Source organism: Sphingomonas sp. OK281, assembly GCF_900115295.1.
Lineage (GTDB): Bacteria > Pseudomonadota > Alphaproteobacteria > Sphingomonadales > Sphingomonadaceae > Sphingomonas.
In genome coordinates this window covers 370,646-393,865 of sequence record NZ_FOVZ01000002.1, presented here as the reverse complement: position 1 = coordinate 393,865, position 23,220 = coordinate 370,646, and the positions used below count along the sequence as shown (strand labels likewise).

Genomic DNA, 23,220 nt, shown 5'->3' with positions numbered 1-23,220 from the left:
CGATGGTGCCGCTTACAGGACTCGAACCTGTGACCCCCGCATTACGAATGCGATGCTCTACCAGCTGAGCTAAAGCGGCCCGATGACGGATGTATCCGGTCGAGGGGGCGGCAACTACCAGCGGTTTTGCGGGCTGACAAGCGGTTTGCGAGTTTACCCGGTGTTTACCAAGCGCGGTGCACAATCGCGGCGACGATACGGGGATCTTTGGGCATGACGACGGCGCGCAGCGTAGAGGATGGACGCGCAGCGGGCGCGGATGGTGTGGCGCTTGCCGGGGCTCCGCAAACGGGGGCGACCACGGACGCCGGTGCCCGCGATTCCACCGATGCGGGCGTCAACGACGTGATGTTCGATCTCGGCGGCGACGAGCGGCGGATGCACGTGCGCGCCTATAACCACTGGGTGTCGCTGCTGAAGGACCGGCCCTACCCGTCGATCGCGGATCTCGAGCCCGAGACGATCACCGATTTCGGCCCGCACAGCGTGCTGCTCGATTTCAGCCACGGCATGGGCGACCCGAAGATCGCGTATCTCGGGCGTGCGCTGCGCGAGGAGTGCGGGCTGGAGGGGCCGATCGCGACGATCGCCGACGTGCCTAGCCGGTCGCTGCTGTCGCGCTTGACCGACCATTATCTCCAGATCATCGCCAATCGCGCGCCGATCGGCTTCGAAGCGGAATTCGTCAGCAGCAGGGGGCGCACGACGCTCTACCGCGGAATTCTGATGCCGTTCGCGTCGGGTGGGGCGACGATCGACTTCATTTACGGCGTGATCAACTGGAAGGAACTCGCGGACGCCACGCTTCAGGCGGCGCTTTCGGCCGAACTGGATGCCGCCGTGCACGCGACACCGTCCGGCTCGGGCGCGACCGCGCAGGTCTGGGCGGATGGGCCGAGCGGAGGCTTCGACGTCATGCCCGCCGAGCCGGCACCTGCGGTCGTGCAGGAACTCGTCCTGAATGATCCTTTGCCTGCCGGCCCCGAGCTGATCGGCCCGCTCGGCGAGCAATTGGCGATGGCGCGCGAGAGTGCGGCGCAAGTGCGGGCGGCAGAAACACGCAGTCGTGCTGCACTTCATCGGACGCTGGGTCGTGCGCATGATCTTGTGGTGTCGGCCGAGCAGGGCCGCGATGATTTCGGCGCGATGCTCTCTGCTGCGGGCATACCGGGCGGGACGGACGCGATGACGCAAATCGTCGCGCTGGTCTTTGGCACAAACTTCGAAGCGGCCCGGCTGGAGACGTTTGCGGCGGTGCTGCGACACGCTCGGCGGCATCAGGTGCCGGCGGGCGGCTTCGCTAGTTTTCTCGGCGGTTTCGACGGCGATCTTGCCGCGATCGCAGCCGCCGAACACTCCGCATCTTAGGTGCGCCGCAGCATATTCCTTCGCACCTGCCACAAGGGTTGAGATAGGCGAATAGCGGGCGCATAGGCCCTGACCTATGGCGAACCAATCGTTGAAGACGCTCACCGAAACCCTTGCGGGACGGTTGACCGAACGGGCCCTTCCGGGCGAACTGAGGGACTTCGGGGCGAGCGAGGTCGCGCAGGCCGCGGCGTTCGTTGCCGCGACCGCCGCGCACCGCGACGACGGTGCGCCGGCGATCGCGATCGAGCCGATCAGCGCGGACGACACGCGGCGCCGCATGCGACTCGCGATCGTCAACGACGACATGCCGTTCCTGGTCGATTCGATCGCGGCGGCGATCGGCGCGCAGGACATCGCGGTCGATCGGATCATCCACCCCGTGGTCCGCACGACGCGCGCGCCCGATGGCACGCTGCACGCTATCGACGCCGATGGGCAAGGCGCTGGCCGCCCCGAATCGATGATCTATCTCGAGATGGAGCGCGCCGATGCGCGCGACCGTCGCGGGCTGATCGAGGATCTGACAGCAGTGCTGGCCGACGTTCGTGCGGCGGTGACCGACTGGCGCGCCATGCAAGCGGCGCTCGACGATGATATCGCAATGTTGCCCGAGGGCGAAGGCGCCGCGCTGTTGCAGTGGTTCCTGGGCGGGCATCTGACGCTGCTCGGGCATCAGATCTGGCACCGTGACGGGAGCGGCCATGCCGCGCTGGGCATCGCGCGCAACGAACACCGCGTGCCGATCCTCGCCGAAGCCTCGCGCACGCTGGCGATCGAATGGTTCGAGGCGGGCAACGATGCGCCGCTGCTGCTGAAGTCGAACCTGATCTCGACCGTCCACCGCGCCGTCCCGCTCGACCTGGTAGTGGTGCCGGTGATGGAGGGCGCGACGGTCGCCGGGCTGTCGATCTATAGCGGGCTGTGGACCAGTGCCGCGCTAGCGGCGATGCCGCGCGACGTGCCGGTGTTGCGCACGCGGCTGTCGGCGATGAAGGCGAAGTTCGGGTTCGATCCGCGCGGTCATGCCGGCAAGGCGCTGACGCACGCGTTCACCGCACTCCCGCACGACCTCGTGATCGCGTTCGCACCCGATGCGCTGGAGGACCTGGCGCTGACCGCGATGAGCATCGCGGATCGGCCACGTCCCGCGCTGGTGCTGGTCGAATCGGCGCTTGGCCGTCATTTGTTCGGGTTCGTCTGGCTGCCGCGCGACGACGTCACCACCAGCCGCCGCGTCGCGATCGGCGACATGCTGGCCGAAGCGGCGAATGCGAGCGTGCTGAACTGGTCGATCGCTCTCGAAGACGGCGAGGTCGCGATGATCCGCTACACGCTCGACCTGCGCGGCGATGGCCGGATGCCCGACGTCGCGCCGCTCGCGCTCCGGTTGCAGCGGATGGTGCGCGGCTGGGTGTCGGACGTCGAGGCCGCCCTGGTCGAGACTTTGCCGCCGCCGCGCGCCGCGCGTCTCGCGCTCAAATGGGCCGCCGCGTTCCCGCAGAATTATCGCAATCTCAGCACGCCTGCGGAGGCTGCCGAGGATATCCAGCGGATCGCCGCGCTGGCCGATGCGGATGCACGCGGCGTGCGCCTCGTTCCGGGCGAAGCGGGCACCGATCCCCAGCTCAAGATCTACAAGCTGGGTGGTGCCCTCCCCCTGTCCGACGCAGTCCCGGTGCTGGAGAATTTCGGCTTCCGCGTGATCGGCGAATTGCCGACGCGGTTGCGCGACGACAGCGTGCCGTTCGTGCATGACTTCGTGCTGGAGGCGAACGACGCGGCGCAGCAAAGCGATGCGCCCGTGCTCGAAGGTGCGATCGCGGCGGTGCTGGAAGGCGCGGCCGAGAACGACGCGTTCAACCGGCTGATCGTCGAACTCGGGATGCGTCCCGAAGCGATCGTGCTGTTCCGTGCGTGGTTCCGGTACCTGCGCCAGGCGGGGCTTCCCTATGGGCTGACCACCGTTGTCGATGCGTTGCGCCGTGCGCCGAAAGTTGCGGCGGCTCTGATCGCGCGGTTTACTGCGGTCCATCATCTGCAGCACCCGGGTAACGCGATCGAGGCGGATCAGGCGATCGAAGCCGGGCTCGACGCGGTTACCGCGATCGACGACGACCGTATCCTGCGCGCCTATCGCAACCTGATCGCGGCGACGCTGCGGACCAACGCGTTCACGCCGGCCGCGTCGGAAGCGATCGCGTTCAAGCTGGACAGCCATCTGATTCCGGGGCTTCCCGCCCCAGTGCCGTGGCGCGAGGTGTGGGTCTATTCGCCGCGCGTCGAAGGCATCCACCTCCGCGCTGGCCCGGTCGCACGTGGCGGCCTGCGCTGGTCCGACCGTCGCGACGATTTCCGCACCGAGATCCTCGGGCTGATGAAGGCACAGCGCGTCAAGAACGCGGTGATCGTCCCGACCGGCGCGAAGGGCGGCTTCTATCCCAAGCAGCTCCCTGCCCCGTCGAACCGCGACGCGTGGCTTGCCGAGGGTACCGAGAGCTACCGGATCTTCATCCGCACGCTGCTGTCGATCACCGACAACATCGTCGAGGGCAAGGTCGTGCACCCGGACGGCGTGACGATCCTCGACGGCGAGGACCCGTATTTCGTGGTTGCGGCCGACAAGGGCACCGCGACGTTCAGCGACGTGGCTAACGCGCTCGCGCTCGAACGCGGCTATTGGCTGGGCGACGCGTTCGCCTCCGGTGGCTCGGTCGGGTACGATCACAAGGCGATGGGGATCACCGCCAAGGGCGCGTGGCTGAGCGTCCAGCGGCACTTCGCCGAGCGCGGGCTCGACGTGCAGAGCGAGAGCATCACCGTCGTCGGCTGCGGCGACATGTCGGGCGACGTGTTCGGCAACGGCATGCTGTTGTCGAAGACGTTGAAGGTCATCGCGGCGTTCGATCACCGCCATATCTTCCTCGATCCCGATCCCGATCCCGCGACCAGCTGGGACGAGCGCAACCGGATGTTCGCGCTGCCGCGGTCGAGCTGGGCGGATTACGACGCGAGCCTGATCTCGAAGGGGGGCGGCGTGTTCGCGCGCACCGCCAAGAGCGTGAAATTGTCGCCGCAGGTGCAGGCCGCGCTCAGCATAACGGCGAGCGAGATGGAGCCGGGCGCGTTGATCTCGGCGATCCTCAAGGCGCCGGCCGATCTGCTCTGGTTCGGCGGCATCGGTACCTACGTGAAGGCGGCGTCGGAAGCGAACGTCGCGGTCGGTGACCCGGCCAACGACCGCCTCCGCGTCAACGCCGAGGATCTGCGCGTCATCGCAATCGGCGAAGGCGCGAACCTGGGCGTCACGCAGGCGGCGCGCATCGCGTTCTCCGCGCGTGGCGGGCGGATCAATACCGACTTCATCGACAATTCGGCGGGCGTCGACTGCTCGGATAACGAGGTCAACATCAAGATCGCGCTCAACCGCGAGATGATCGAGGGGCGGCTCGACTATGAGGACCGCAACACGCTGCTCGCCAGCATGACCGACGACGTCGCGCACCTGGTGCTGGAGGACAACCGCCTCCAGACGCTGGCGCTGTCGATCGCCGAGGCGGACGGCGCGGTCGCGGTGCCGAGCTATGTGCGCGTGATCGAGATCTTCGAGGGCGGCGGTCGGCTCGATCGTGCGGTCGAGGGGCTGGCGTCGAACGATATCCTGCTGCGGCGCGGGCAGGACGGACATGGGCTGACGCGGCCTGAGCTGGCGGTGCTGCTGGCGACTGCCAAGCTCGGGTTGCAGGACGCGATCGAGCATAGCGAGATCGCCAAGGACGACGCTTTGAAGCCCGACCTGCACGCTGCCTTCCCGGCGGCGATGCGCGAGCGGTTCGAGACGGCGATCGACGAGCATCGGCTGCGGCCCGAGATCGTCGCGACCAAGCTCGCCAACCGGATCGTCAACCGACTGGGCATCCTCTACCCGTTCGAACTGGCGGAAGAGGAAGGCGCGGCGATGGGCGATATCGCGGCGATGTTCGTCGTTGCGGAACGCCTGTTCGACCTGCCGGCCTTGTGGGCGGAAATCGAGACGGCGGTGATGCCAGAGGCGGCGCGGATCGCGCTGTTCGACGAGGTGGCGGTCGCGACGCGCTCGCAGATCGCCGACCTGTTGCGCGTGTCGGCGCCGGGCGCCGTGCCGGGTGACGTGCTCACACGGTTGGCGAAGGGCATCACGCAGCTCGACAGCCAGACCGCGGCGTTGCTGCTCGACGAGGCAAGTGCGCAGAGCAGCCGCATCGCGGCACAGCTCGAGGCGGTCGGCGCGCCGGGCGATCTGGTGCGGAAGGTGGTCCGCCTGTTCGAGATGGACGGCGCGGTCGGGCTGGCCGATCTCGGCGAGCGGATGACGCTGGACGAGGCGGTTCTCACGCGCGCATTCACGCATCTTGGGCAGGCGCTGGGGCTCGACTGGGCGCAGGCGAATGCGGCGCGGATCAGCCCGACCGATCCTTGGGAGCGGTTGCTGATCGCCGGCCTCGCGCGCGATTTCCAGCAGTTGCGGCTGGAGTTCCTTGCGCGCCGCGGGGCGCAGGATCCTCAGGGTGCCGTGGAGACATGGCTGGCTGCAAATGCAACGCGTGTGGCGCAGTTCAAGGCCGTAATCGACCGCGCGCGCCATGCGGCAGTGCCGAATGCGGCGATGCTGGCGCAGATCGCCGGCCAGGCGCGGGTGCTGCTGGGGCGGTAAACCCCTCTCCCTTCCGGGGAGAGGGAGGGGCCCGCGCGAAGCGTGGGAGGGTGAGGGCACGCTCATCAAGACGCGTGCCCTCACCCTCCCGTCGCAAGCGCTCCTCCTTCCCTCTCCCCCGAGGGGAGAGGGTCAAGCCGCCCGCCGCGCCGCCAGATCCGCCTTCCACTTCCGCGCGTACCACCACATGATCACCCCGGTCACCGCCAGCACGGCGGGCAATATCCCGCCCAGGAAGATGATCACCTGCCACAGCGCCCCCATGTCGGTGCCATCGTGGATCCGTCGCATCCACCGCGCCACGCCGCCCTGAGACCGCGCCGCCGCCGCAGTCGCGCCGCCCGTGTCGTCCGCCACCTTCACCCCGATCGACGCGCCGCTACTCTGAAACGTCACCGTCCAGTCCGCGCTGAGGTCGGTTGGCCACGCAACGCTCCGCAACGGTGCATTGTCGACGATGGCCCGCGCCTTGCCGATCGCCACCGCCAGTGGCTGCGCAGGTGACATCAGCGGCCGTGCGCGCATCATCGCGCCGCGATCGGGTCCGCCTCTCGGCCGCGACGCCTCGCCGGTAAGCTTCCCGAAGACCTGCGGAAACGATATCCACGCCCCGGTCAGCGACAGCACGAACAACGGCAGCGCGATCCAGAAGCCGAACAGATGATGCAGGTTGGTCTCGACGTCGCGGTGCCGCCGGAACCGCAATCCGCGCGTCCACTTCCCCACCGTCGGCCACCACAGCCACAGCCCGGTAAAGCACGACACCATCATCGCCACGCCGATCCAGCCGACGATCGACCGCCCGACGCCGGGCAGTTGCAGGCTCCCGTGCAGCACGTGGAGGAACCGCACGAGCCCGCCGTTCGACGGCGACACCTCCAGCACGCGCGCGGTCGGCGGATCGAGATACACCATCGTTCGCTGCGGCGGACCGGGCTGGGTCGGCGCGTTGGCCACGCTGACTGCAACGACCACCGGACCGCCGTCATCAGGCATCGTCAACGTCGCGATCCGCTCGCCATGCTTCAATGCCGCGCGCGCCGCCGCGACATAGCTGTCCGGCCCGATCACGGTCTTGCCGGTCACCGCATAGCGCGCCGGATCGACGATCCGGTCCAGCGCATCATGCCACACCAAAGCCGCGCCGCTCAGCGAGAGCGGGATGATGAGGATCGCCAGCACCAGCCCGATCCACTTGTGAACCTGAAACCACGCCCGTCGCATCGCCATCTTGCTCATGGTCTACTCCCTGTGCGGCGTCCGTCGCATGGGCGGCCTGCCCAAGTCCATCACAAGGATAGCACGCGCAACGCGCTCTCCTGCTTTCAGCTATGGGAGCAGAACAGATCAGGCATCGGCCCAGCGGCGCAGCAGGTTATGGTACACGCCGGTCAGCCTTACCGTGGCCGGATCGCCCTGCCCTTGCGCGGCCGCGACCGCCTGCACGCCCTGGTCGAGATCGAACAGGATTCGCCGCGCGCCATCGTCGCGCACCATCGACTGCAACCAGAAGAACGACGCGACCCGCACGCCGCGCGTGACCGGCGCGACGCGGTGCAGGCTGGACGCGGGATACAGCACCATGTGCCCGGCGGGCAGCTTGACCGATTGCGGCCCGAACTGGTCCTCGATCACGAGTTCGCCGCCGTCATAGGTTTCGGGATCGGCGAGGAAGAGCGTCGCCGACAGGTCGCTTCGGATGCGGAAATCAGAGCCGCGCTTCATCCGGATCGCGTTGTCGACGTGCAGCCCGAAATCCTGTCCGCCGGCGTAGCGGTTGAACAGCGGTGGGTACACTTTCAGCGGCAGCGCGGCGGCGATGAACAGCGCCGACTGGCCGAGCGCGTCGAGGATGATGCCGCCGGCCTCACGCGCGGCAGCGGAGTCCTCGGGCAGTTGTTCGTTGCGCTTGGCGAGCGCGCTCTGCGGGCCGGAGGTCGCGTTGCCGTCGATCCACTCGGCGGCATCGATCAGCGCTCGCACGTGGGCGACGCTCGCCAAATCGAGCACTTCGGGAATCGCGATCAGCATGCTGCCCCATCGCGCAATGCCGCCACGCCGGAAGTCCTGAACGCCGGAATCTCGCTCGCCGCCAGCCACGTTTCGGCCTTGGCGAGAAACGTCGCGTTGCCGCGCGCACCGGCTTGCCTCAACCAGCCCAGCGCCGCTTCGACATCCCCCGCTGCGCCGAGCATCCGCGCGTGATTGAAACACCCTCGAAAATCGCCGCGTTCTGCCGCCCGCGCATAGCAATCCGCGGCGCGCACGAGATCGCGCGCGCACGCCCAGCCGTCTTCCGCGAAACTGCCGACGAAGTTGATCGCCTTCGCACTCGCCAGTCCGGAACCCATCGCCGCGACCCTCTCCAGCAACACCAGCGCGGCCGGCTTGTCCTCGGCGAGCCCCTCCCCCAGCGCGAGCAGCGTCGCGTAATTATACATCGCCCAGTCGAGTCCGCGCTCGCCCGCGATCCGGTAGCATTCGGCCGCCCGCGCCTTGTCGACCGCCGTGCCCCAGCCGAGATCGTAGCAGCGCCCGACCATGTTGAGCGCCATCACGTGATGCTGCGCCGCCGCCCTAGTGAACCAGCCGAACGCCGCAACTGGATCGGCAGCGACGCCCGCACCATCGAGCAGCATCTGGCCGTACACCGCCTGCGCCTCGGCGACGCCCGCGTCCGCCGCCTCGCGCACGAACGCCGCGCGCTCCTCCGGACTTCCGGAGAGGCGCGCGGCAATGGCGTCGGGCGTCAGCGTGTCGATCGCCGTCATGTCGTCCTCAAAAACGCAGGTTCACCGTGCCGAATACCGTACGCCCCGCCGCGATCGACGCAAAGTGGCTGGTATAGGTCTGTGAGAAATAGGTCTTGTTCGTTACGTTCTGCGCATTGACGCTGAGATCGACATTGTCGGTGAGCTTGTAGCTCGCGCGTGCATCGAAGCGCCAGTAATCGGGGATGCTGCGCGTCAGCACCTTGGTCGCGGCATTGACCGTGACGACGCCGGCGGCAGTCTGGGTCGCGGTGCGGTTGTCCGCATAGCCGCCGATCTGCTCGTCCATGTACAGCGCGGTACCACCGATCTGGAGCCGCTTCGTCACGCTGACGTTGGTCGTCGCGGTGAAGCTGTTCTTCGCGGTCTGCGGGACCTGCTTGCCGGTATTGACCGACACGACGCCAATCGTCCGCGCCGGCTGGATTACCGTGGTGACGCCGTTCGCAGTGCGCGTGATCGCAGCGGCGGTCAGGATGGTCGAGCCCCCGTCGATGATCTTCGGATCGAGATGCGTGAACCCGCCGAAGACGGTCCACCCGGGCAGGATCGTGCCGCTGACGTTGAACTCGAAGCCGCGGATCCGCGTCTCGCCGATGAACGACGCGGTATTATTGTCGTCGAGCACGCGCGCATTCGCGATATCGGTCTGGAACACCGCCGCACCAAGCTGGAGCTTCTCGCCGAACAGGCTCGCCTTCGCGCCGACCTCGTACGACTTGGTCTTTTGCGGCTTCAGCAGATTGAGCACGGCCGCGGTGATCGCATTGTCCTCGCGGCCTTCGCCGAGCAGGCTGTTGGGCGGTGTCGCGGCGGTCGCATAGCTTGCATACAGGCTCGTCTCCGCGGTCGGCTTGAACACGAGGCCCGCCTGCCAGTTGAACAAATTGTCCACGCGGGTGATCCGCGTCTGTTGGGCAGCGGGCAGCGTCACGGTAGATTCGAACCGGTCGTAGCGGGCGCCTAGATTGAGGATCAGCGCCGGCATCAGCGTGATCGAATCGAACGCGTAGACCGCCTTGGTATTCGCGTCGTTCTGCGTTTCGGTCGAGGTCGCCCCCTTTACGATTGGGGTCGCGGTCGTCGACGTGTCGCTCGTGTAATTGACCCAAGGTGCATACGGGTTCGGGTCGAACAAGCTGGTGCAATAGGAGCGCGCGATCGTGACCGTGTCGCAGCGCGGGCTGATCGTCGAGCCGTTGGCCGAGACGAACGTACCGCGCCGCGTCTTCTCCCACGAGATTTCGGTGCCGAGCGAGAAGCTGTGCTCGATGCTGCCCGTATTGAACTTGCCGTACAGATCGGTCTGGTCGACGATGCTCTCGCTATAGCCGTACCGCGTGTTGCCGCGCGTCCAGACATAGCCGCCGCCCGTCACCTTCGTACCGCCGGTGACCGCATTGACCCCGCTGGTCGTCGTCGCGGTCGTGCCATAGACATTGCCCTGGCTGTCGTCGGGCAGCGTGAAGATATAGCTCTGGTCGCTATGCGTGTAGCGCGCGGTGTTGCGCAGCGTGATGCCGCCGAAATCATGCTCGACGCGGAGCGTCGCCTGGTTAGTGGTGGCATCGCGGAAATCGCGGTTCGCCAGGCCGTAGAAGTTCTTGCGCGAAACGTAGCCGGTCTGGCCATCCGCCGTCGTCACATTGCCGAGCGCAGGTTGCGTCGTGACGTTGCCGGTGCCGGGATGGTTGGCGATCGTGTAGAGATACGGGATGCCGCTGTCGGGCAGTTCCTTGCTCTCCATGTGATAGAAGCTGGCCGTCAGCCGGGTCGGCGTGCCGAGCCCGACCGCGAACGACGGCGCGATGCCCCAGCGCTTCTGCCAGATCGCATCACGCCCGGCGACATCCTGGTCGTGCCACATCCCCTCGATACGAAAGGCGGCGGTGTCCGAGACCTTGAGGTTCACGTCACCGGTGACGCGCTTGTAATCCGCCTCGCCGTAGCTGCCGCTGAGCGCGCCGAAATTTTCGAGCTGCGGCAGGCGCGACAGGATGTTGATCGTGCCGCCCGCCGAGCCACGCCCGCCGAGCGTCGAATCAGAACCGCGGACGATCTGGACCGAGTCGACCGCGAACACTTCGCGCGTCTGTGCGGCGAGATCGCGGACGCCGTCGACATAGATGCTGCCCTGGCTGTCGAAGCCGCGAATGAACGGGCGATCGCCGATCGGATTGCCGCCCTCCGCCGCGCCGAACGTGATGCCGGGCACGGTGCGCAGCGCATCCGCCAGGCTGTTCGACCCGGTCTGCTCGATCACTTCCTTCGGCAGGACGATCACCGAGCGGGGCGTGTTGACCAGCGGCGCGACCTGCTTGGGGCCCTCGTCCCGCTGGCGCTGGCCGTTGACGAGAATTTCCTCGCGTTGCTGCGCGTCGGTCACCGGTGCGTTCTTGTCGGCCTCGGCGGCGTAGGCGGGCGCGGTCGCGAAGGCACCGACGCACGACAAAGCGAGAAACGCAGGCACGGAAGACGAACGCGGCAACGATGCACGCGGCGAAGGTAGCGACATAGACAAACCCCTTTGTTCTTGGGGGCTCGCTATTGAGAGTCGTTCGCACTGTCAACGCTAATGCGAGTAGTTCTCACTCTTGGGTGTCAAACAACCACGTTCTCAAGGCGCTAGCGAGGTTGGGAGGACTATCCGCGACGATGCGGATCGCATCGATCTCGGCAACGAGCGCGGACAGCGGCAGCCTTTGCCGCACCGCGGCAGCTTCCAGCGCCTGCCAGAAGACGGGTTCGAGGCTGATCGAGGTCTGGTGACCGGCGATCGTGATCGAGCGCTTGATGGGTCCGTGGAAGCCTCCCGCGGGCGCGGCGATCACGCCACCCGCGGTCACCGGCGGGTCATTCAGTATCAAACAGCGACGCGAGCTGTTCGATGATCGTCCCGCCAAGCTGCTCGACGTCCATGATCGTCACGGCGCGCGCGTAATAGCGGGTGACGTCGTGGCCGATGCCGATCGCGACCAGCTCGACCGGCGACTTGCTCTCGATCCAGCCGATCACCTGGCGGAGGTGGCGCTCGAGATACGAGCCCGAGTTCACCGACAGCGTCGAATCATCGACCGGCGCGCCGTCGCTGATCACCATCAGAATACGACGTTCCTCCGGCCGTGCGACCAGCCGCGCATGCGCCCACATCAGCGCCTCGCCGTCGATATTCTCCTTCAGCAACCCCTCGCGCATCATAAGGCCGAGCGAGTTGCGCGCACGCCGCCACGGCTCGTCGGCGCGCTTGTAGACGATGTGGCGGATGTCGTTGAGCCGACCCGGCTGCGGCGGACGCCCGGCCGCCAGCCACGTCTCGCGGCTCTGCCCACCCTTCCAGGCGCGCGTCGTGAAGCCGAGAATCTCCGTCTTCACGCCGCAACGCTCCAGCGTGCGCGCGAGGATGTCCGCGCTGATCGCCGCGATCGAGATCGGACGGCCGCGCATCGATCCGGAATTGTCGATCAGCAATGTCACGACGGTGTCGCGGAAATCGGTCTCGCGCTCAGCCTTGTAGCTCAGCGACAGAGTCGGGTTGACGATCACGCGTGCGAGGCGCGCCGCGTCGAGGATACCCTCCTCCTGATCGAAATCCCACGACCGCGACTGCTGCGCCATGAGCCGCCGCTGGAGCCGGTTGGCAAGCTTCGACACGGTCGATTGCAAATGCACGAGTTGCTGGTCGAGATAGCCACGCAGGCGGGCAAGTTCGTCGGCGTCGCAGAGTTCGGTGGCGGCGATCACCTCGTCGAACTGCGTCGTCCACGGTTTATAGTCGAACGCGCCGCCCATGTCCGCGAACGGACGGTTGGGGCGAACCGGCTGCATGCCTTCCTCGCCGTCGTCGCCGGGCTCGCCGTCGATGTCGTCCATCGACTCGTCGCTCTGCTCCTGGCTGTCGCTCTCCTCGTTCTGCTGCTCGGACTGTTCGCCGCGCGCCTCGACTTCGCCCTGGCCGTCCTCGCCCTGGTCGTCGCCTTCGTCGCCTTCGTCCTGCTGCTGCTCGTCGGTGCCCTCGTCCTCGGAGCCGCCTTCGTCGCTCTCCTCGGGGACCTGATCGCCTTCGACCAGTTCCAGCTCCTGCAGCATTTTCCGCGCAAGACCCTGGAACGCCTTCTGGTCGTCGAGCGCATAGGCCAGCGCGTCGAGATCGGTCTTGCTCTCGATCCACTCGCGGACCAGCGCGAGACCCGGTGCGGCGATCGCGGGCGATTCCTGTCCAGTCAGCCGCTCGCGCACCATCAGGCCGAGCGCAGTGGACAGCGGTACCTCGTCGCGATTGCGCGCACGCGTGATCGGGTCGGCGCGCAGACGTACGTCGAGTGCGCGTTCGAGGTTCTCGGTTATGCCCGCATAGCCGCGCGACCCAAGCGCCTCGACCCGCGCAGTCTCGACGGAGTCGAACACCGCGCGGGCCACGGCGTCGGCCGGCGCCGCACGATTATGCAACGCAATGTCGTGATGCTTCAACCGCAGCGCAAAACCGTCTGCGAACCCACGCGCTTCGGCCACCTGCTCCAACGGCAAGGCCCGCGCAGGCATCGGCACCTTGATGTGCTTTCCGCTCTGCGTCGGCGCATCCGCGGTGAACGCGAGTTCTACCTCTGGCTCCTCCGAGATCGCACGCGCGGTGCCGGCAAGAACCGCCTTGAAGCGATCGAGAGGGGTTTCGTTGGCCAAAGGTTTAGGCCTTGCCCACCACGCTCTCGGGCAGGTCCTTGCCGAACACGCGCTGGTAATATTCGGCGACTAGCGGCCGCTCCGCTTCGTCGCACTTGTTGAGGAAGCTCAACCGGAACGCGAAGCCGACGTCGCCGAAGATCAGCGCGTTCTGCGCCCAGGTGATCACGGTGCGCGGGCTCATCACGGTCGAGATGTCGCCGTTGACGAAGCCCTTGCGAGTCATGTCGGCGACGCGGACCATGTTCTCGACGGTCTTCTTGCCCTCGGGCTTGTCGTATTCGCCGGACTTGGCCAGCACGATCTGTGCCTCGACCTTGGCGGGCAGGTAGTTGAGCGTGACGACGATGTTCCAGCGGTCCATCTGGCCTTGGTTGATCTGCTGCGTGCCGTGATACAGCCCGCTCGTATCGCCCAGGCCGACCGTGTTTGCGGTCGCGAACAGGCGGAACCACGGGTTCGGGCGGATCACGCGGTTCTGGTCGAGCAGCGTCAGCTTGCCCTCGGTCTCCAGCACGCGCTGGATCACGAACATCACGTCGGGGCGACCGGCGTCGTATTCGTCGAATACCAGTGCGGTCGGGGTCTGCAACGCCCAGGGCAGCAGGCCTTCGCGGAACTCGGTGATCTGCTGGCCGTCCTTGAGGACGATCGCATCGCGGCCGATCAGGTCGATACGACTGATATGCGCGTCGAGGTTGATGCGGATGCACGGCCATTTCAGGCGCGCCGCGACCTGCTCGATATGCGTCGACTTGCCGGTGCCGTGATAGCCCTGGACCATCACGCGACGGTTATGCGCGAACCCTGCCAGCACGGCGAGCGTGGTATCGGCATCGAAGACGTACGCCGGATCGAGATCGGGGACGCGCTCGTCGGCTTCGGAAAACGCCGGCACTTCCATGTCGGAATCGATCCCGAACATCTCGCGCACTTTTACCATGCGGTCGGGTGCGTCGAGGATCGTGGTCTCGCGGCTGTCGGGCTGGGTAATGGGGATATCGGTCATGTTGGCCTCGTGTTCCCGGTAGCTCTAGGCCAAGCGCGGGCAGTTACTCAACCGCCGCTGTACGATTGGTCGGGCGATTGACCGGAAGAGTTAGACGAACCGCTCGCCAGCCGTGCGGTTCCGGCGGGGGCGTCGCGAAATATCGATCAGAGTAAGTATGGATCACATTCCCGACTTGTCAGGCAAACGCGGTCGCGCCCTTGAGGTGCTGGTAGGCCGCGATCACCTTCTGCAATTCCGCTTCGTGCGCACGATCACCGCCGTTCCGGTCGGGATGGTAGCGCCGGACGAGTTCGCTGTAGCGTTTGCGGAGCGCCGTCCGGTCGGTGTCCGTGCCGAGCCCGAGCACGCGCAACGAGCGCCGTTCGCCATCGGAGAGCACGCGGCCATCTTTCCGCGCCGCCGTCATCCGTTCGCCAAAGCGCGCGCCGATGGCATCGATCGGATCCGCGAAGTCCGCCCATTTCGGCGGCGTATCGCCGCCGCCATGCGCAAACGCGCGCGTCTCACGTTCCCAGCCCGCCATTGGCCGCTGCGCATAGTGGATCTCGTCCGCGGTCATGCCGTCGAAGAAATTATAGCCCGAGTTGAACGCGCGGACGTGCTCGAGGCAGAACCAACGAAACTGCGGCGGGCCGCCGTCGCTAGGCCCTTCCAGCGGCGGCGCGCGAAATTCGCCGGGCTCGTCGCAGTCGCGCCACATGCAGACGCGCCCCGTCCCTTCCACGCGGCCGTGAAACCGTGGGCTGGGGCGTTCTTTCCGCTCTTTTCGATCCTCGTCCGCCACCGGCTCCCCGCGCTTTTCAAAACGGGCTATATAGGGAGCATGACAGACCTCGCCACCGGCTCCGTACAGGACCAGATCACCGCCCGCCTCACCGCGACACTCGCCCCGACGCAGCTGACCGTCGTCAACGAGAGCGGCTTGCACGCCGGCCACATGGGCGACGACGGCACCGGCGAGACGCATTTCCGCGTCGAAGTGGAAACCCCGCAGTTCGAAGGCCTTAATCGCGTCGCCCGCCAGCGGCTCGTGAACCAGGCGCTCGCCGAACTGTTGAGCACGAAGATACACGCGCTCGCCATCAAGGCCCGCGCACCCGGGGAGATCTGATGGCGTACAAGCTCTGGTACTGGCCCTCCATCCAAGGTCGCGGCGAGTTCGTCCGGCTCGCGCTCGAAGGCGCCGAGATCGCTTATGAGGATTGCGCGCGCGGCGTAGGCGAAGAAGGCCTCATGACCGATCTTAACGACCGCACCGGCCGCACCCCGTTCGCGCCGCCCTATCTCGAACTTGACGGCCTCGTAATCGCGCAGGTCGCCAACATCCTGATGTATCTCGGCGAGCGTCACGGCCTCGCGCCGTCGAACATGGCGGACCGGCTTTGGCTCAACCAGCTCCAGCTGACGATCGCCGACCTCGTCGCGGAGGTCCACAACGTCCACCATCCGGTCGCGATGATGGACTATTACGACGACCAGAAGCCCGAGGCCGAGCGCGCCGCCAAGCAGTTCCGCGAAGAGCGGATGCCGAAGTATTTCGGCCATTTCGAGGATGCGGCACAGGCAAATCCCGGCGACTGGCTGATCGACCACAAGTGGACCTACGCCGATACTTCGCTGTTCCAGGTGATCGAGGGGCTGCGCTACATGTTCCCCAAGCGGATGAAGACGCTCGAACCCGACTATCCGACCCTAATCCGTATCCACGATCAGGTCGCGGAACTGCCGGGCATCAAGGCGTATTTCAAGAGCGACCGTCGCCTCGCCTTCAACACCGACGGCATCTTCCGCGCCTATCCCGAACTGGATGCGGAATGAGGCTTGGCAGCCTCTTCACAATCATCACCTCGTCGACCAGCACCTCCCCGGCGAAGGCCGGGGTCCAGGTGGGAGACAGGGGTAACGATGGGCAGCCCGTCGCCATATCGACCTTTCCAACTGGACCCCGGCCTTCGCCGGGGAGGTGCCGGTTGTGAGGACCCCGCGCCCGGCAGCTAGGATACTTCTCGTCGACGGCGAGGACCGCGTGTTGATGTTCCGCTTCACCCCGGCCGACCGCCCGCCGCTATGGTGCACCCCCGGCGGCGCAGTCGATCCCGGCGAGAGCTTCGCCGCCGCCGCACGCCGCGAACTCTGGGAGGAAGTCGGCCTCGACATCGACTGCGGCCCCGAAGTCGCGCGCCGCGTCGTCGACTTCCGCACCTTCGAGGGCACAGAGGTCACCGCGGACGAACGCTATTTCCGGATCGACGTCGATACCTGCGACGTGAAGGCGGGCAATCTCACCGAACAGGAGAAGCAACTGCTCGTCGGTCACCGCTGGTTTTCCCGAAACGACATCGCGGGCTTCCACGAAACGCTCTATCCAGCAGACCTGGTCGAACTGCTCGACGCCACGGAACCTGCCAAGGGATAACGCCATGCTCGATGATTTCGTCCTCCAGAGCATCCTGCCGTCGACGCACGATCTCGGCGGCTTCAAGGTCCACCGCACGCTGCCGAACAAGGAGCGGACGATGGTCGGCCCGTTCCTGTTCTTCGACCAGATGGGCCCGGCGCATCTCGACGTGGGCCAGGGCATCGACGTGCGTCCGCATCCGCATATCAACCTGTCGACCGTCACATACCTGTTCGACGGCGCGATCGACCACCGCGATTCGCTCGGCACGCAGGCACGGATCGAGCCGGGCGCGGTCAATCTGATGACCGCGGGCCACGGAATCGTCCATTCCGAACGCTCGCCCGGCGACGAGCGTGCGGAAGGGCCGAACCTGTCGGGCATCCAGACCTGGCTGGCGATGCCCGAGGCGGTCGAGGAGATCGACCCCGCGTTCGAGCACGTCACCAAGGCGCAGCTGCCGACGATCGAGGCACACGGCGTACGCTCGCGGATCATCATGGGCAGCCTATGGGGCCAGACCGCGCCGACCACGACCTATTCGGGGACGATCTACGCCGACATCGCGCTAGATCCAGGCGCGAGCGTGCCGATCGACGCGGCGGCGGAAGAGCGCGCGATCTATCTTGCGATGGGCGAGGCGACGCTGGAAGGCGTACCCCTCGAACCGCAAGTCCTCTACGTCCTGCGCCCCGGTATCTCGGCGACGCTGCGGTCTGCGCATGGCGGCCGTGCGATGCTCTGCGGCGGCGATGCGTTCACGACGCCACGCCACGTCTGGTGGAACTTCGTCAGCTCGAACCGCGACCGCATCGAACAGGCGAAACGCGACTGGAATGCGGGCAACTTCCCGAAAGTGCCCGGCGACGAGAAGGAATGGATCGAGATTCCGGCGGTGCCGAAGACGGTGAGCTATCCGTGACTCCTCTCCTCCCGTTTACGGGAGGGGGTAGGGGGTGGGCACGCGCTCACAACGAGCGATCCGCTTGTGACTAGCCGCGAGCCCTCCCCCGACCCCTCCCGCAAGCGGGAGGGGAGGACACACCTTATGCTCCCCTCCCGCTTGCGGGAGGGGTCGGGGGAGGGCATGATCCAAGGGCAGCGCGACGGGCAGGCCCTCCCCTGACCCCTCCCGCAAGCGGGAGGGGAATAATGACACTGCAACGCATCGCTCTATCCACGGGCGTCGAACTCGACGTCGCGATCAGCGGCAACCCCGCGAACCCGCCCGTCATCCTGCTCCACGGCTTCCCCGAATCGCACCGTACGTGGCGCGACATCGCCCCGGACCTCGCCCGCGACCATTACGTGATCGCCCCCGACCAACGCGGGTTCGCACGCTCGGCCAAGCCGGACGGCGTCGAGAGCTACACCCCGGACAAGATCGTCGCCGACCTGATCGCACTCGCCGACCACCTCGAGATCGATCGCTTCACGCTGGTCGGCCACGACTGGGGCGGCGCGGTCGCGTGGATGGCCGCGCTGCGCCACCCCGAGCGCATCGCCAAGCTCGTCATCATCAACGCGCCCCACCCGCTCGTCTTCCAGCGGACCATGTTCGACGATCTCGAACAGCGCGCCGCGAGCCAGTATATCCGCGCCTTCCGCAATCCCGATCTCGAAAAGCATGTCGAGTCGATCGGGCTCGAAACCTTCTTCGACACCAGTTTCTCGAAGCACGCCGATCTTGCCGCGATGGCCGAGGACAAGGCCGCCTATCTCGACGAATGGGGCCAGCCCGGCGCGATCACCGGCATGCTCAACTGGTACCGCGCGAGCGCGATCGTCGTCCCCGCGATGGACGAGACCCCGCCCCGCCCCGCCTTTCTCGACGCGCCGTTTCCGCCGACCAAGATGCCGGTGCTGGTGATCTGGGGGATGCAGGACAGCGCCTTGCTGCCCAGCCAGCTCGACCTCGCCGCCTATGTGCCCGACCTCACGATCGAGAAGATCGACGCGGGGCATTTCGTGCCGTGGCAGAAACCCGACGCTGTGATCGCTGCGATGCGCCGTTGGGGTGTCTGACACGATCATCGCTCAGCGACGTACGTACCCTTTGGCCAGGACACCCCCCGGCGAAGGCCGGGCCCCAATTGGGGGACGGTCGTAACTCGGGACGGCGCTACGTTACTGCAACCTCTCCAATTGGACCCCGGCCTTCGCCGGGGGGGTGCGTGTCCCCCAGCGCATGTCCGCCTATAATTCTGCACCCCCTCCACCTGTCTAAATCCTGACGACCACATTCGGCGATCGTTCAGCGCCGGGGGAGCAAAACCCCGTCCATGCCGTTGATCCGGCGTCGAAACAGGAGAGCAATCATGCGTAAGATGATCCTTGCGGCCGTAGCCGCCGCCACCCTCGTCCCCACCGTCGCGACCGCGCAGAGCTACGGCGAGGTTCGCCGCGACCAGCGCGAAATCCGCGAGAGCCGTCGCGACCTCGATCGCGCGCGCCGCTACGGCGACCGCGGCGATGTCCGCGAAGCCCGCCAGGAACTGCGCGAGGACCGCCGCGAGGCGCGCGAGGACTGGCGCGACTACCGTCGCACGCACGGTAACCTCTATCGCCGTCCGGCCTATGCCGGTCCGCGCGGTTATCGCTATCGCCCGGTCAGCGTCGGATACCGGTTCGCGCCGGAATACTACGGCCGCAACTATTGGGTGAACGACTACCAGACCTACCGCCTGTCGCGCCCGGCCTACGGCTATCAGCGTTGGGTCCGCTATGGTCGTGACGTCGTTCTGGTCGACACCCGCTCCGGCCGCGTCGTGCAGGTCAACAACGGCTTCTTCTACTAAGACCTTCCACCAAGTTCGGCGGCCCGGGAGCGATCCCGGGCCGCACGCGTATCCGGCGCGTCAGTCCTTTTCGTACGCGCCGCGCCGCATGACGTAATCGCGCGTCTCGTACGGCGGCGACAATCCCTCGACCCACGCGCCGTGCGCATGCGTCAGCGCGACCAGTTCCATCGCCTGCTCGCCCGGCCAGCCGCGCACCCGCACTTCATGCCGATGCAGATCGCGGTTCGGCTCCATCATCACCCAGCCGAGCCGCCGCTCCGCCGTCGCCCGAGCCCCCGCCGCATCCATCGCCACCCGGATCCGTTCGCGAGACGCCGGCGGCAGATATTGCCACACTACCGAATGCATCAGGACGCGCGTCGTCCCCGCCGGCTGCGGTTCGGCCAACCGCGCCTCGACCCAGTCCGCCGCGTCGCCCTTTGCGAGATCGACGCCACCCGCGCGCACCATCGCGATCGCCGAGGCGAGCCGCGCCTGGCGCTCGACCGCATCGACCCAGACATACGCCTCCAGCCTTGCCGCCGCGACCGGATCGGCGACGTCCACCGGCTGGATATCGACGCCGCGAGTCGATCCGATCTCGACCGGTGCGACGGGCGACGGCGCCCCCCGCCAGTCTGGGCAGATCGTCACCGGCGATGCCGCGGGCCCGACCATCACGCCGCCCAGATCGAACCGATAGCGATCGATCAGCAGGTTCAACCCCGCACTCGATCCGATCTCCAGCACCTCGAACCGCGCCCCGTACCGTGCCGCCAGATGGAGTATCCCAGTCATCATCCCCGCGGACCGCGCCGCCTCGTTGGTCTGCGGCGGCCCGTCGAGCCAGGGCAACACCGCTGCATCATGGGCGACGAGCGTCGCCTGCAAGGTCGCGCAGATACGTACCGGATCGGTTTCCGCCCCGGAGAACACCGCAGAAAGCATCGGATCGACACCCGCCCGGTGCAGCGCATGCAACCCGCCGACCAGCCGCAACGCGAGCGCATCGGCCACCGGCTCGCCCGCCCAGTCTAGCACCCGCCGCCCCGTCTCGCTTTCGCGGTCCACCGCGGTCGCCAGCGCAGTGCAGACCCGCGCGGTGATCGGCGCATCCATCGCGGCGCAATAGCCCGCCTGGATGTCGAAGCATGCGCGGTTCGCCGGTTCATTTGCCATATGCAGGTTGTTGCACCCGCCAAGCCCCACCCGTAAAGCCCGGCGCGTGCCCGACTCCCAGATCATCATCGCCGTCCCCAAGGGACGTATCCTCGCCGAGGCCCTTCCGCTGCTCGCGCGCGCCGGGGTGCATCCCGAAGCGTCGTTCTCGGACGAGAACAGCCGCGCACTCCGGTTCGCGACCAACGATCCGGCGATCTCGCTGATCCGCGTGCGCGCGTTCGACGTCGCCACCTTCGTCGCGCACGGGGCGGCGCAACTCGGCATCGTCGGGTCGGACGTGATCGCGGAATTCGGCTATTCGGAACTGTACGCGCCGGTCGATCTCGGCATCGGCCATTGCCGGCTGTCGGTCGCCGAGCCTGCCGAGATGGCAGCGCAGGACGATCCGCGCGGCTGGAGCCACGTCCGCGTGGCGACCAAATACCCACATGTCACCGCGGCGCATTTCGCGTCGCGGGGCGTGCAGGCGGAGTGCGTGAAGCTCAACGGCGCTATGGAACTAGCGCCAACGCTGGGTCTCGCGCCACGCATCGTCGACCTCGTTTCGTCCGGCCGCACGCTGCTCGAGAACGGCCTCGTCGAGGTCGAGACGATCATGGAGGTCACCAGCCGCCTGGTCGTCAACCGCGCCGCGATGAAGACGCGCAGCCGGGTGGTCCCGTTGGTCGAGGCATTCCGTCGCGCCGTCGAGCAGGAGATTGCGGCATGAGCGCCTACCTTCTGCTCCCCTCCCGCATGCGGGAGGGGTCGGGGGAGGGCACGCCTTCCCCGATCGTACCGTGCGAGGCTATGTCGTTCCCTCCCCTAACCCCTCCCGCAAGCGGGAGGGGAATGTGATCCGTCTCTCCACCAGCGACGCGGACTTCACGACCCGCTTCACCGCGCTGGTCGAAGACCGCCGCGAGTCCGACGCGGGCGTCACCCAGGACGTCGCCGCGATCATCGCCGCGGTCCGCCGCGAAGGCGAAACCGCGCTCCGTGACCTCACGCAGAAGCACGACCGCCACGACCCTGAAACCACCGGCTGGCAGATCGACGCCGCCGACTGCAAGGCCGCGTTCGACGCGCTCGACCCCGACCTCCGCACCGCGCTCGAACTCGCCGCCACCCGCATCCGCGCGTACCACGAGAAACAGCGTCCGCTCGACAGCGACTCGGTCGACTCCGCGGGTGTAAGACTCGGCGCACGCTGGCTCCCCGTCGACGCAGCCGGCATCTACGTCCCCGGTGGACGCGCTGCCTACCCCTCGTCGCTGTTGATGAACGCGATCCCCGCGAAGGTCGCCGGCGTCGGCCGTCTCGCGATGGTGACGCCGACCCCCGATGGCCAGATCAACCCGCTCGTCCTTGCCGCAGCGCACCTCGCCGGCGTTGACGAAGTGTGGCGCGTCGGCGGCGCGCAGGCTGTCGCGGCGCTCGCCTATGGCGCAGGTCGGATCGAGCCGGTCGACGTCGTCACCGGCCCCGGCAACGCCTGGGTCGCCGAGGCCAAGCGCCAGGTCTACGGCGTCGTCGGCATCGACATGGTCGCCGGCCCGTCCGAGATCGTCGTCGTCGCGGATGCGCTCAACGACCCCGAATGGACCGCCGCCGACTTGCTCAGCCAGGCCGAGCACGATGTGACCACGCAGTCGATCCTGTTCACCGACGATGCTGTCTTCGCCGACAAGGTCGCGGACGCCGTCGACCGCCAGTTGCGCGAGCTCGCTACCGAAGCCGTCGCGCGTGTCGCGTGGGACACGAACGGCGCGATCGTCGTCGTCGACACGCTGGCGGAAGCGATCCCGCTGGTCGACCGCCTCGCCGCCGAGCATCTCCAGCTGGCGATCCCCGACCCGCAAGGCTTCTTCGACAGCATCCGCCACGCCGGCTCGGTGTTCCTCGGCCGCTACACCCCCGAGGCAATCGGCGATTACGTCGCCGGCCCGAACCACGTCCTCCCCACCGGCCGCCGCGCGCGCTTTGCGAGCGGGCTGTCGGTGCTCGACTTCATGAAGCGCACCAGTTTCCTGGCGTTGGACGAAGCGGCCTTGCGCGAACTCGGGCCTGCGACGGTTGCACTGGCCAACGCCGAGGGTCTTCCGGCACACGCAAAATCAGTGGCGCTGCGGCTTCGCCTTAACAGTTAGTGTGTTCGCGCAGAGGCGCAGAGAGCGCAGAGGTGTTGTGCGCGGCGGAGCCGCTTCGACCCCCTCATGGGCGGGTGATGAGGGGGCCGCTCCGCGGCGAGCGATACAGCTCCGCGCTCTCTGCGCCTCTGCGCGAACCAATCTTCTCTGCCAACACGCCCGAAAACGCAAAGGGCTGACACGCACGCCCCCCGCGCCTACAGGCAACCG

General features: G+C 67.0%; 19 protein-coding genes and 1 tRNA gene. 10 read left to right on the top strand and 10 right to left on the bottom strand.

What is annotated here, in order from left to right; all coding sequences use genetic code 11:
- Positions 1–3: 3 nt before the first annotated feature.
- A tRNA-Thr gene (locus BM244_RS08025) sits at positions 4–79 on the bottom strand.
- Positions 80–213: 134 nt separating this feature from the next.
- Between BM244_RS08025 and BM244_RS08020 the strand changes: the two genes are divergently transcribed.
- Together BM244_RS08020 and BM244_RS08015 are read left to right on the top strand one after the other, a co-directional pair.
- Positions 214–1,368: a PAS domain-containing protein gene (locus tag BM244_RS08020; protein ID WP_093398440.1), complete on the top strand. Its 1,155-nt coding sequence runs from the start codon at positions 214–216 to the stop codon at positions 1,366–1,368.
- Between the two features lie 76 nt (positions 1,369–1,444).
- Positions 1,445–6,061 (top strand): NAD-glutamate dehydrogenase, encoded by a 4,617-nt coding sequence (locus BM244_RS08015; protein WP_093398439.1) that lies wholly within the window; start codon positions 1,445–1,447, stop codon positions 6,059–6,061.
- 132 nt (positions 6,062–6,193) lie between these two features.
- On the opposite strand, the gene BM244_RS08010 is transcribed toward BM244_RS08015, so the two are convergent.
- The 8 genes from BM244_RS08010 to BM244_RS07975 all read right to left on the bottom strand — a co-directional run bounded on the left by BM244_RS08010 (position 6,194) and on the right by BM244_RS07975 (position 15,221).
- Positions 6,194–7,300 (bottom strand): PepSY-associated TM helix domain-containing protein, encoded by a 1,107-nt coding sequence (locus BM244_RS08010; protein ID WP_093398438.1) that lies wholly within the window; start codon positions 7,298–7,300, stop codon positions 6,194–6,196.
- 108 nt (positions 7,301–7,408) lie between these two features.
- On the bottom strand, positions 7,409–8,092 hold the full coding sequence (locus BM244_RS08005; RefSeq protein WP_093398437.1) for a Fe2+-dependent dioxygenase: 684 nt from the start codon (positions 8,090–8,092) through the stop codon (positions 7,409–7,411).
- Positions 8,086–8,832: a tetratricopeptide repeat protein gene (locus BM244_RS08000; protein WP_093398436.1), complete on the bottom strand. Its 747-nt coding sequence runs from the start codon at positions 8,830–8,832 to the stop codon at positions 8,086–8,088. The genes BM244_RS08005 and BM244_RS08000 overlap by 7 nt, the downstream gene beginning before the upstream one ends.
- A 7-nt stretch (positions 8,833–8,839) precedes the next feature.
- The gene (locus BM244_RS07995) at positions 8,840–11,347 is read right to left on the bottom strand and encodes a TonB-dependent receptor (protein WP_093398435.1); all 2,508 of its coding nucleotides are present in this window, start codon (positions 11,345–11,347) and stop codon (positions 8,840–8,842) included.
- Between the two features lie 73 nt (positions 11,348–11,420).
- On the bottom strand, positions 11,421–11,678 hold the full coding sequence (locus BM244_RS07990; protein WP_175518127.1) for a ribbon-helix-helix domain-containing protein: 258 nt from the start codon (positions 11,676–11,678) through the stop codon (positions 11,421–11,423).
- A 7-nt stretch (positions 11,679–11,685) separates the two neighbouring features.
- The gene (gene cobT / locus BM244_RS07985; protein ID WP_093398434.1) at positions 11,686–13,509 is read right to left on the bottom strand and encodes a cobaltochelatase subunit CobT; all 1,824 of its coding nucleotides are present in this window, start codon (positions 13,507–13,509) and stop codon (positions 11,686–11,688) included.
- A gap of 4 nt (positions 13,510–13,513) precedes the next feature.
- Positions 13,514–14,518, bottom strand: a complete 1,005-nt coding sequence (gene cobS / locus BM244_RS07980) for a cobaltochelatase subunit CobS (RefSeq protein ID WP_093398433.1) — start codon at positions 14,516–14,518, stop codon at positions 13,514–13,516.
- A 178-nt stretch (positions 14,519–14,696) separates the two neighbouring features.
- Positions 14,697–15,221, bottom strand: a complete 525-nt coding sequence (locus BM244_RS07975; RefSeq protein ID WP_093398432.1) for a J domain-containing protein — start codon at positions 15,219–15,221, stop codon at positions 14,697–14,699.
- 123 nt (positions 15,222–15,344) lie between these two features.
- Here BM244_RS07975 and BM244_RS07970 point away from each other — a divergent pair, with 123 nt between their 5' ends.
- The 6 genes from BM244_RS07970 (at position 15,345) to BM244_RS07945 (ending at position 19,717) form a co-directional block, all read left to right on the top strand.
- The gene (locus BM244_RS07970; RefSeq protein ID WP_093398431.1) at positions 15,345–15,632 is read left to right on the top strand and encodes a BolA family protein; all 288 of its coding nucleotides are present in this window, start codon (positions 15,345–15,347) and stop codon (positions 15,630–15,632) included.
- Positions 15,632–16,339, top strand: a complete 708-nt coding sequence (locus tag BM244_RS07965) for a glutathione S-transferase (RefSeq protein WP_093398430.1) — start codon at positions 15,632–15,634, stop codon at positions 16,337–16,339. The genes BM244_RS07970 and BM244_RS07965 overlap by 1 nt, the downstream gene beginning before the upstream one ends.
- 145 nt (positions 16,340–16,484) lie before the next feature.
- Positions 16,485–16,937 carry an NUDIX hydrolase gene (locus BM244_RS07960; protein WP_093398429.1) on the top strand — a complete coding sequence of 151 codons (453 nt, stop codon included), beginning with the start codon at positions 16,485–16,487 and terminating at the stop codon, positions 16,935–16,937.
- 4 nt (positions 16,938–16,941) lie between these two features.
- The gene (locus tag BM244_RS07955; protein WP_093398428.1) at positions 16,942–17,841 is read left to right on the top strand and encodes a pirin family protein; all 900 of its coding nucleotides are present in this window, start codon (positions 16,942–16,944) and stop codon (positions 17,839–17,841) included.
- 230 nt (positions 17,842–18,071) lie between these two features.
- Positions 18,072–18,944, top strand: coding sequence for an alpha/beta fold hydrolase (locus BM244_RS07950; RefSeq protein WP_093398427.1), 873 nt, complete (start codon positions 18,072–18,074; stop codon positions 18,942–18,944).
- A 293-nt stretch (positions 18,945–19,237) separates the two neighbouring features.
- Positions 19,238–19,717: an RcnB family protein gene (locus BM244_RS07945; protein WP_093398426.1), complete on the top strand. Its 480-nt coding sequence runs from the start codon at positions 19,238–19,240 to the stop codon at positions 19,715–19,717.
- A gap of 60 nt (positions 19,718–19,777) precedes the next feature.
- Here BM244_RS07945 and BM244_RS07940 read toward each other — a convergent pair whose 3' ends face one another.
- On the bottom strand, positions 19,778–20,878 hold the full coding sequence (locus tag BM244_RS07940; RefSeq protein WP_093398425.1) for a DUF2332 domain-containing protein: 1,101 nt from the start codon (positions 20,876–20,878) through the stop codon (positions 19,778–19,780).
- Positions 20,879–20,924: 46 nt separating this feature from the next.
- Here BM244_RS07940 and hisG point away from each other — a divergent pair, with 46 nt between their 5' ends.
- The gene (gene hisG / locus BM244_RS07935) at positions 20,925–21,590 is read left to right on the top strand and encodes an ATP phosphoribosyltransferase (RefSeq protein WP_254784345.1); all 666 of its coding nucleotides are present in this window, start codon (positions 20,925–20,927) and stop codon (positions 21,588–21,590) included.
- Between the two features lie 124 nt (positions 21,591–21,714).
- Positions 21,715–23,010 (top strand): histidinol dehydrogenase, encoded by a 1,296-nt coding sequence (gene hisD, locus BM244_RS07930; protein WP_093398424.1) that lies wholly within the window; start codon positions 21,715–21,717, stop codon positions 23,008–23,010.
- The last annotated feature ends 210 nt before the right edge of the window (positions 23,011–23,220 follow it).

What these genes read in the sequence shown, in the direction of transcription:
- BM244_RS07970 (WP_093398431.1), top strand. Translation starts at nt 15,345, where the DNA reads ATGACAGACCTCGCCACCGGCTCCGTACAGGACCAGATCACCGCCCGC.
- BM244_RS07940 (WP_093398425.1), bottom strand. Translation starts at nt 20,878, where the DNA reads ATGGCAAATGAACCGGCGAACCGCGCATGCTTCGACATCCAGGCGGGC.
- BM244_RS08005 (WP_093398437.1), bottom strand. Translation starts at nt 8,092, where the DNA reads ATGCTGATCGCGATTCCCGAAGTGCTCGATTTGGCGAGCGTCGCCCAC.
- BM244_RS08010 (WP_093398438.1), bottom strand. Translation starts at nt 7,300, where the DNA reads ATGAGCAAGATGGCGATGCGACGGGCGTGGTTTCAGGTTCACAAGTGG.
- BM244_RS07945 (WP_093398426.1), top strand. Translation starts at nt 19,238, where the DNA reads ATGCGTAAGATGATCCTTGCGGCCGTAGCCGCCGCCACCCTCGTCCCC.
- BM244_RS07975 (WP_093398432.1), bottom strand. Translation starts at nt 15,221, where the DNA reads ATGTGGCGCGACTGCGACGAGCCCGGCGAATTTCGCGCGCCGCCGCTG.
- BM244_RS07965 (WP_093398430.1), top strand. Translation starts at nt 15,632, where the DNA reads ATGGCGTACAAGCTCTGGTACTGGCCCTCCATCCAAGGTCGCGGCGAG.
- BM244_RS08020 (WP_093398440.1), top strand. Translation starts at nt 214, where the DNA reads ATGACGACGGCGCGCAGCGTAGAGGATGGACGCGCAGCGGGCGCGGAT.
- BM244_RS08015 (WP_093398439.1), top strand. Translation starts at nt 1,445, where the DNA reads ATGGCGAACCAATCGTTGAAGACGCTCACCGAAACCCTTGCGGGACGG.
- BM244_RS07995 (WP_093398435.1), bottom strand. Translation starts at nt 11,347, where the DNA reads ATGTCGCTACCTTCGCCGCGTGCATCGTTGCCGCGTTCGTCTTCCGTG.
- BM244_RS07950 (WP_093398427.1), top strand. Translation starts at nt 18,072, where the DNA reads ATGACACTGCAACGCATCGCTCTATCCACGGGCGTCGAACTCGACGTC.
- BM244_RS07955 (WP_093398428.1), top strand. Translation starts at nt 16,942, where the DNA reads ATGCTCGATGATTTCGTCCTCCAGAGCATCCTGCCGTCGACGCACGAT.
- BM244_RS08000 (WP_093398436.1), bottom strand. Translation starts at nt 8,832, where the DNA reads ATGACGGCGATCGACACGCTGACGCCCGACGCCATTGCCGCGCGCCTC.
- cobS (WP_093398433.1), bottom strand. Translation starts at nt 14,518, where the DNA reads ATGACCGATATCCCCATTACCCAGCCCGACAGCCGCGAGACCACGATC.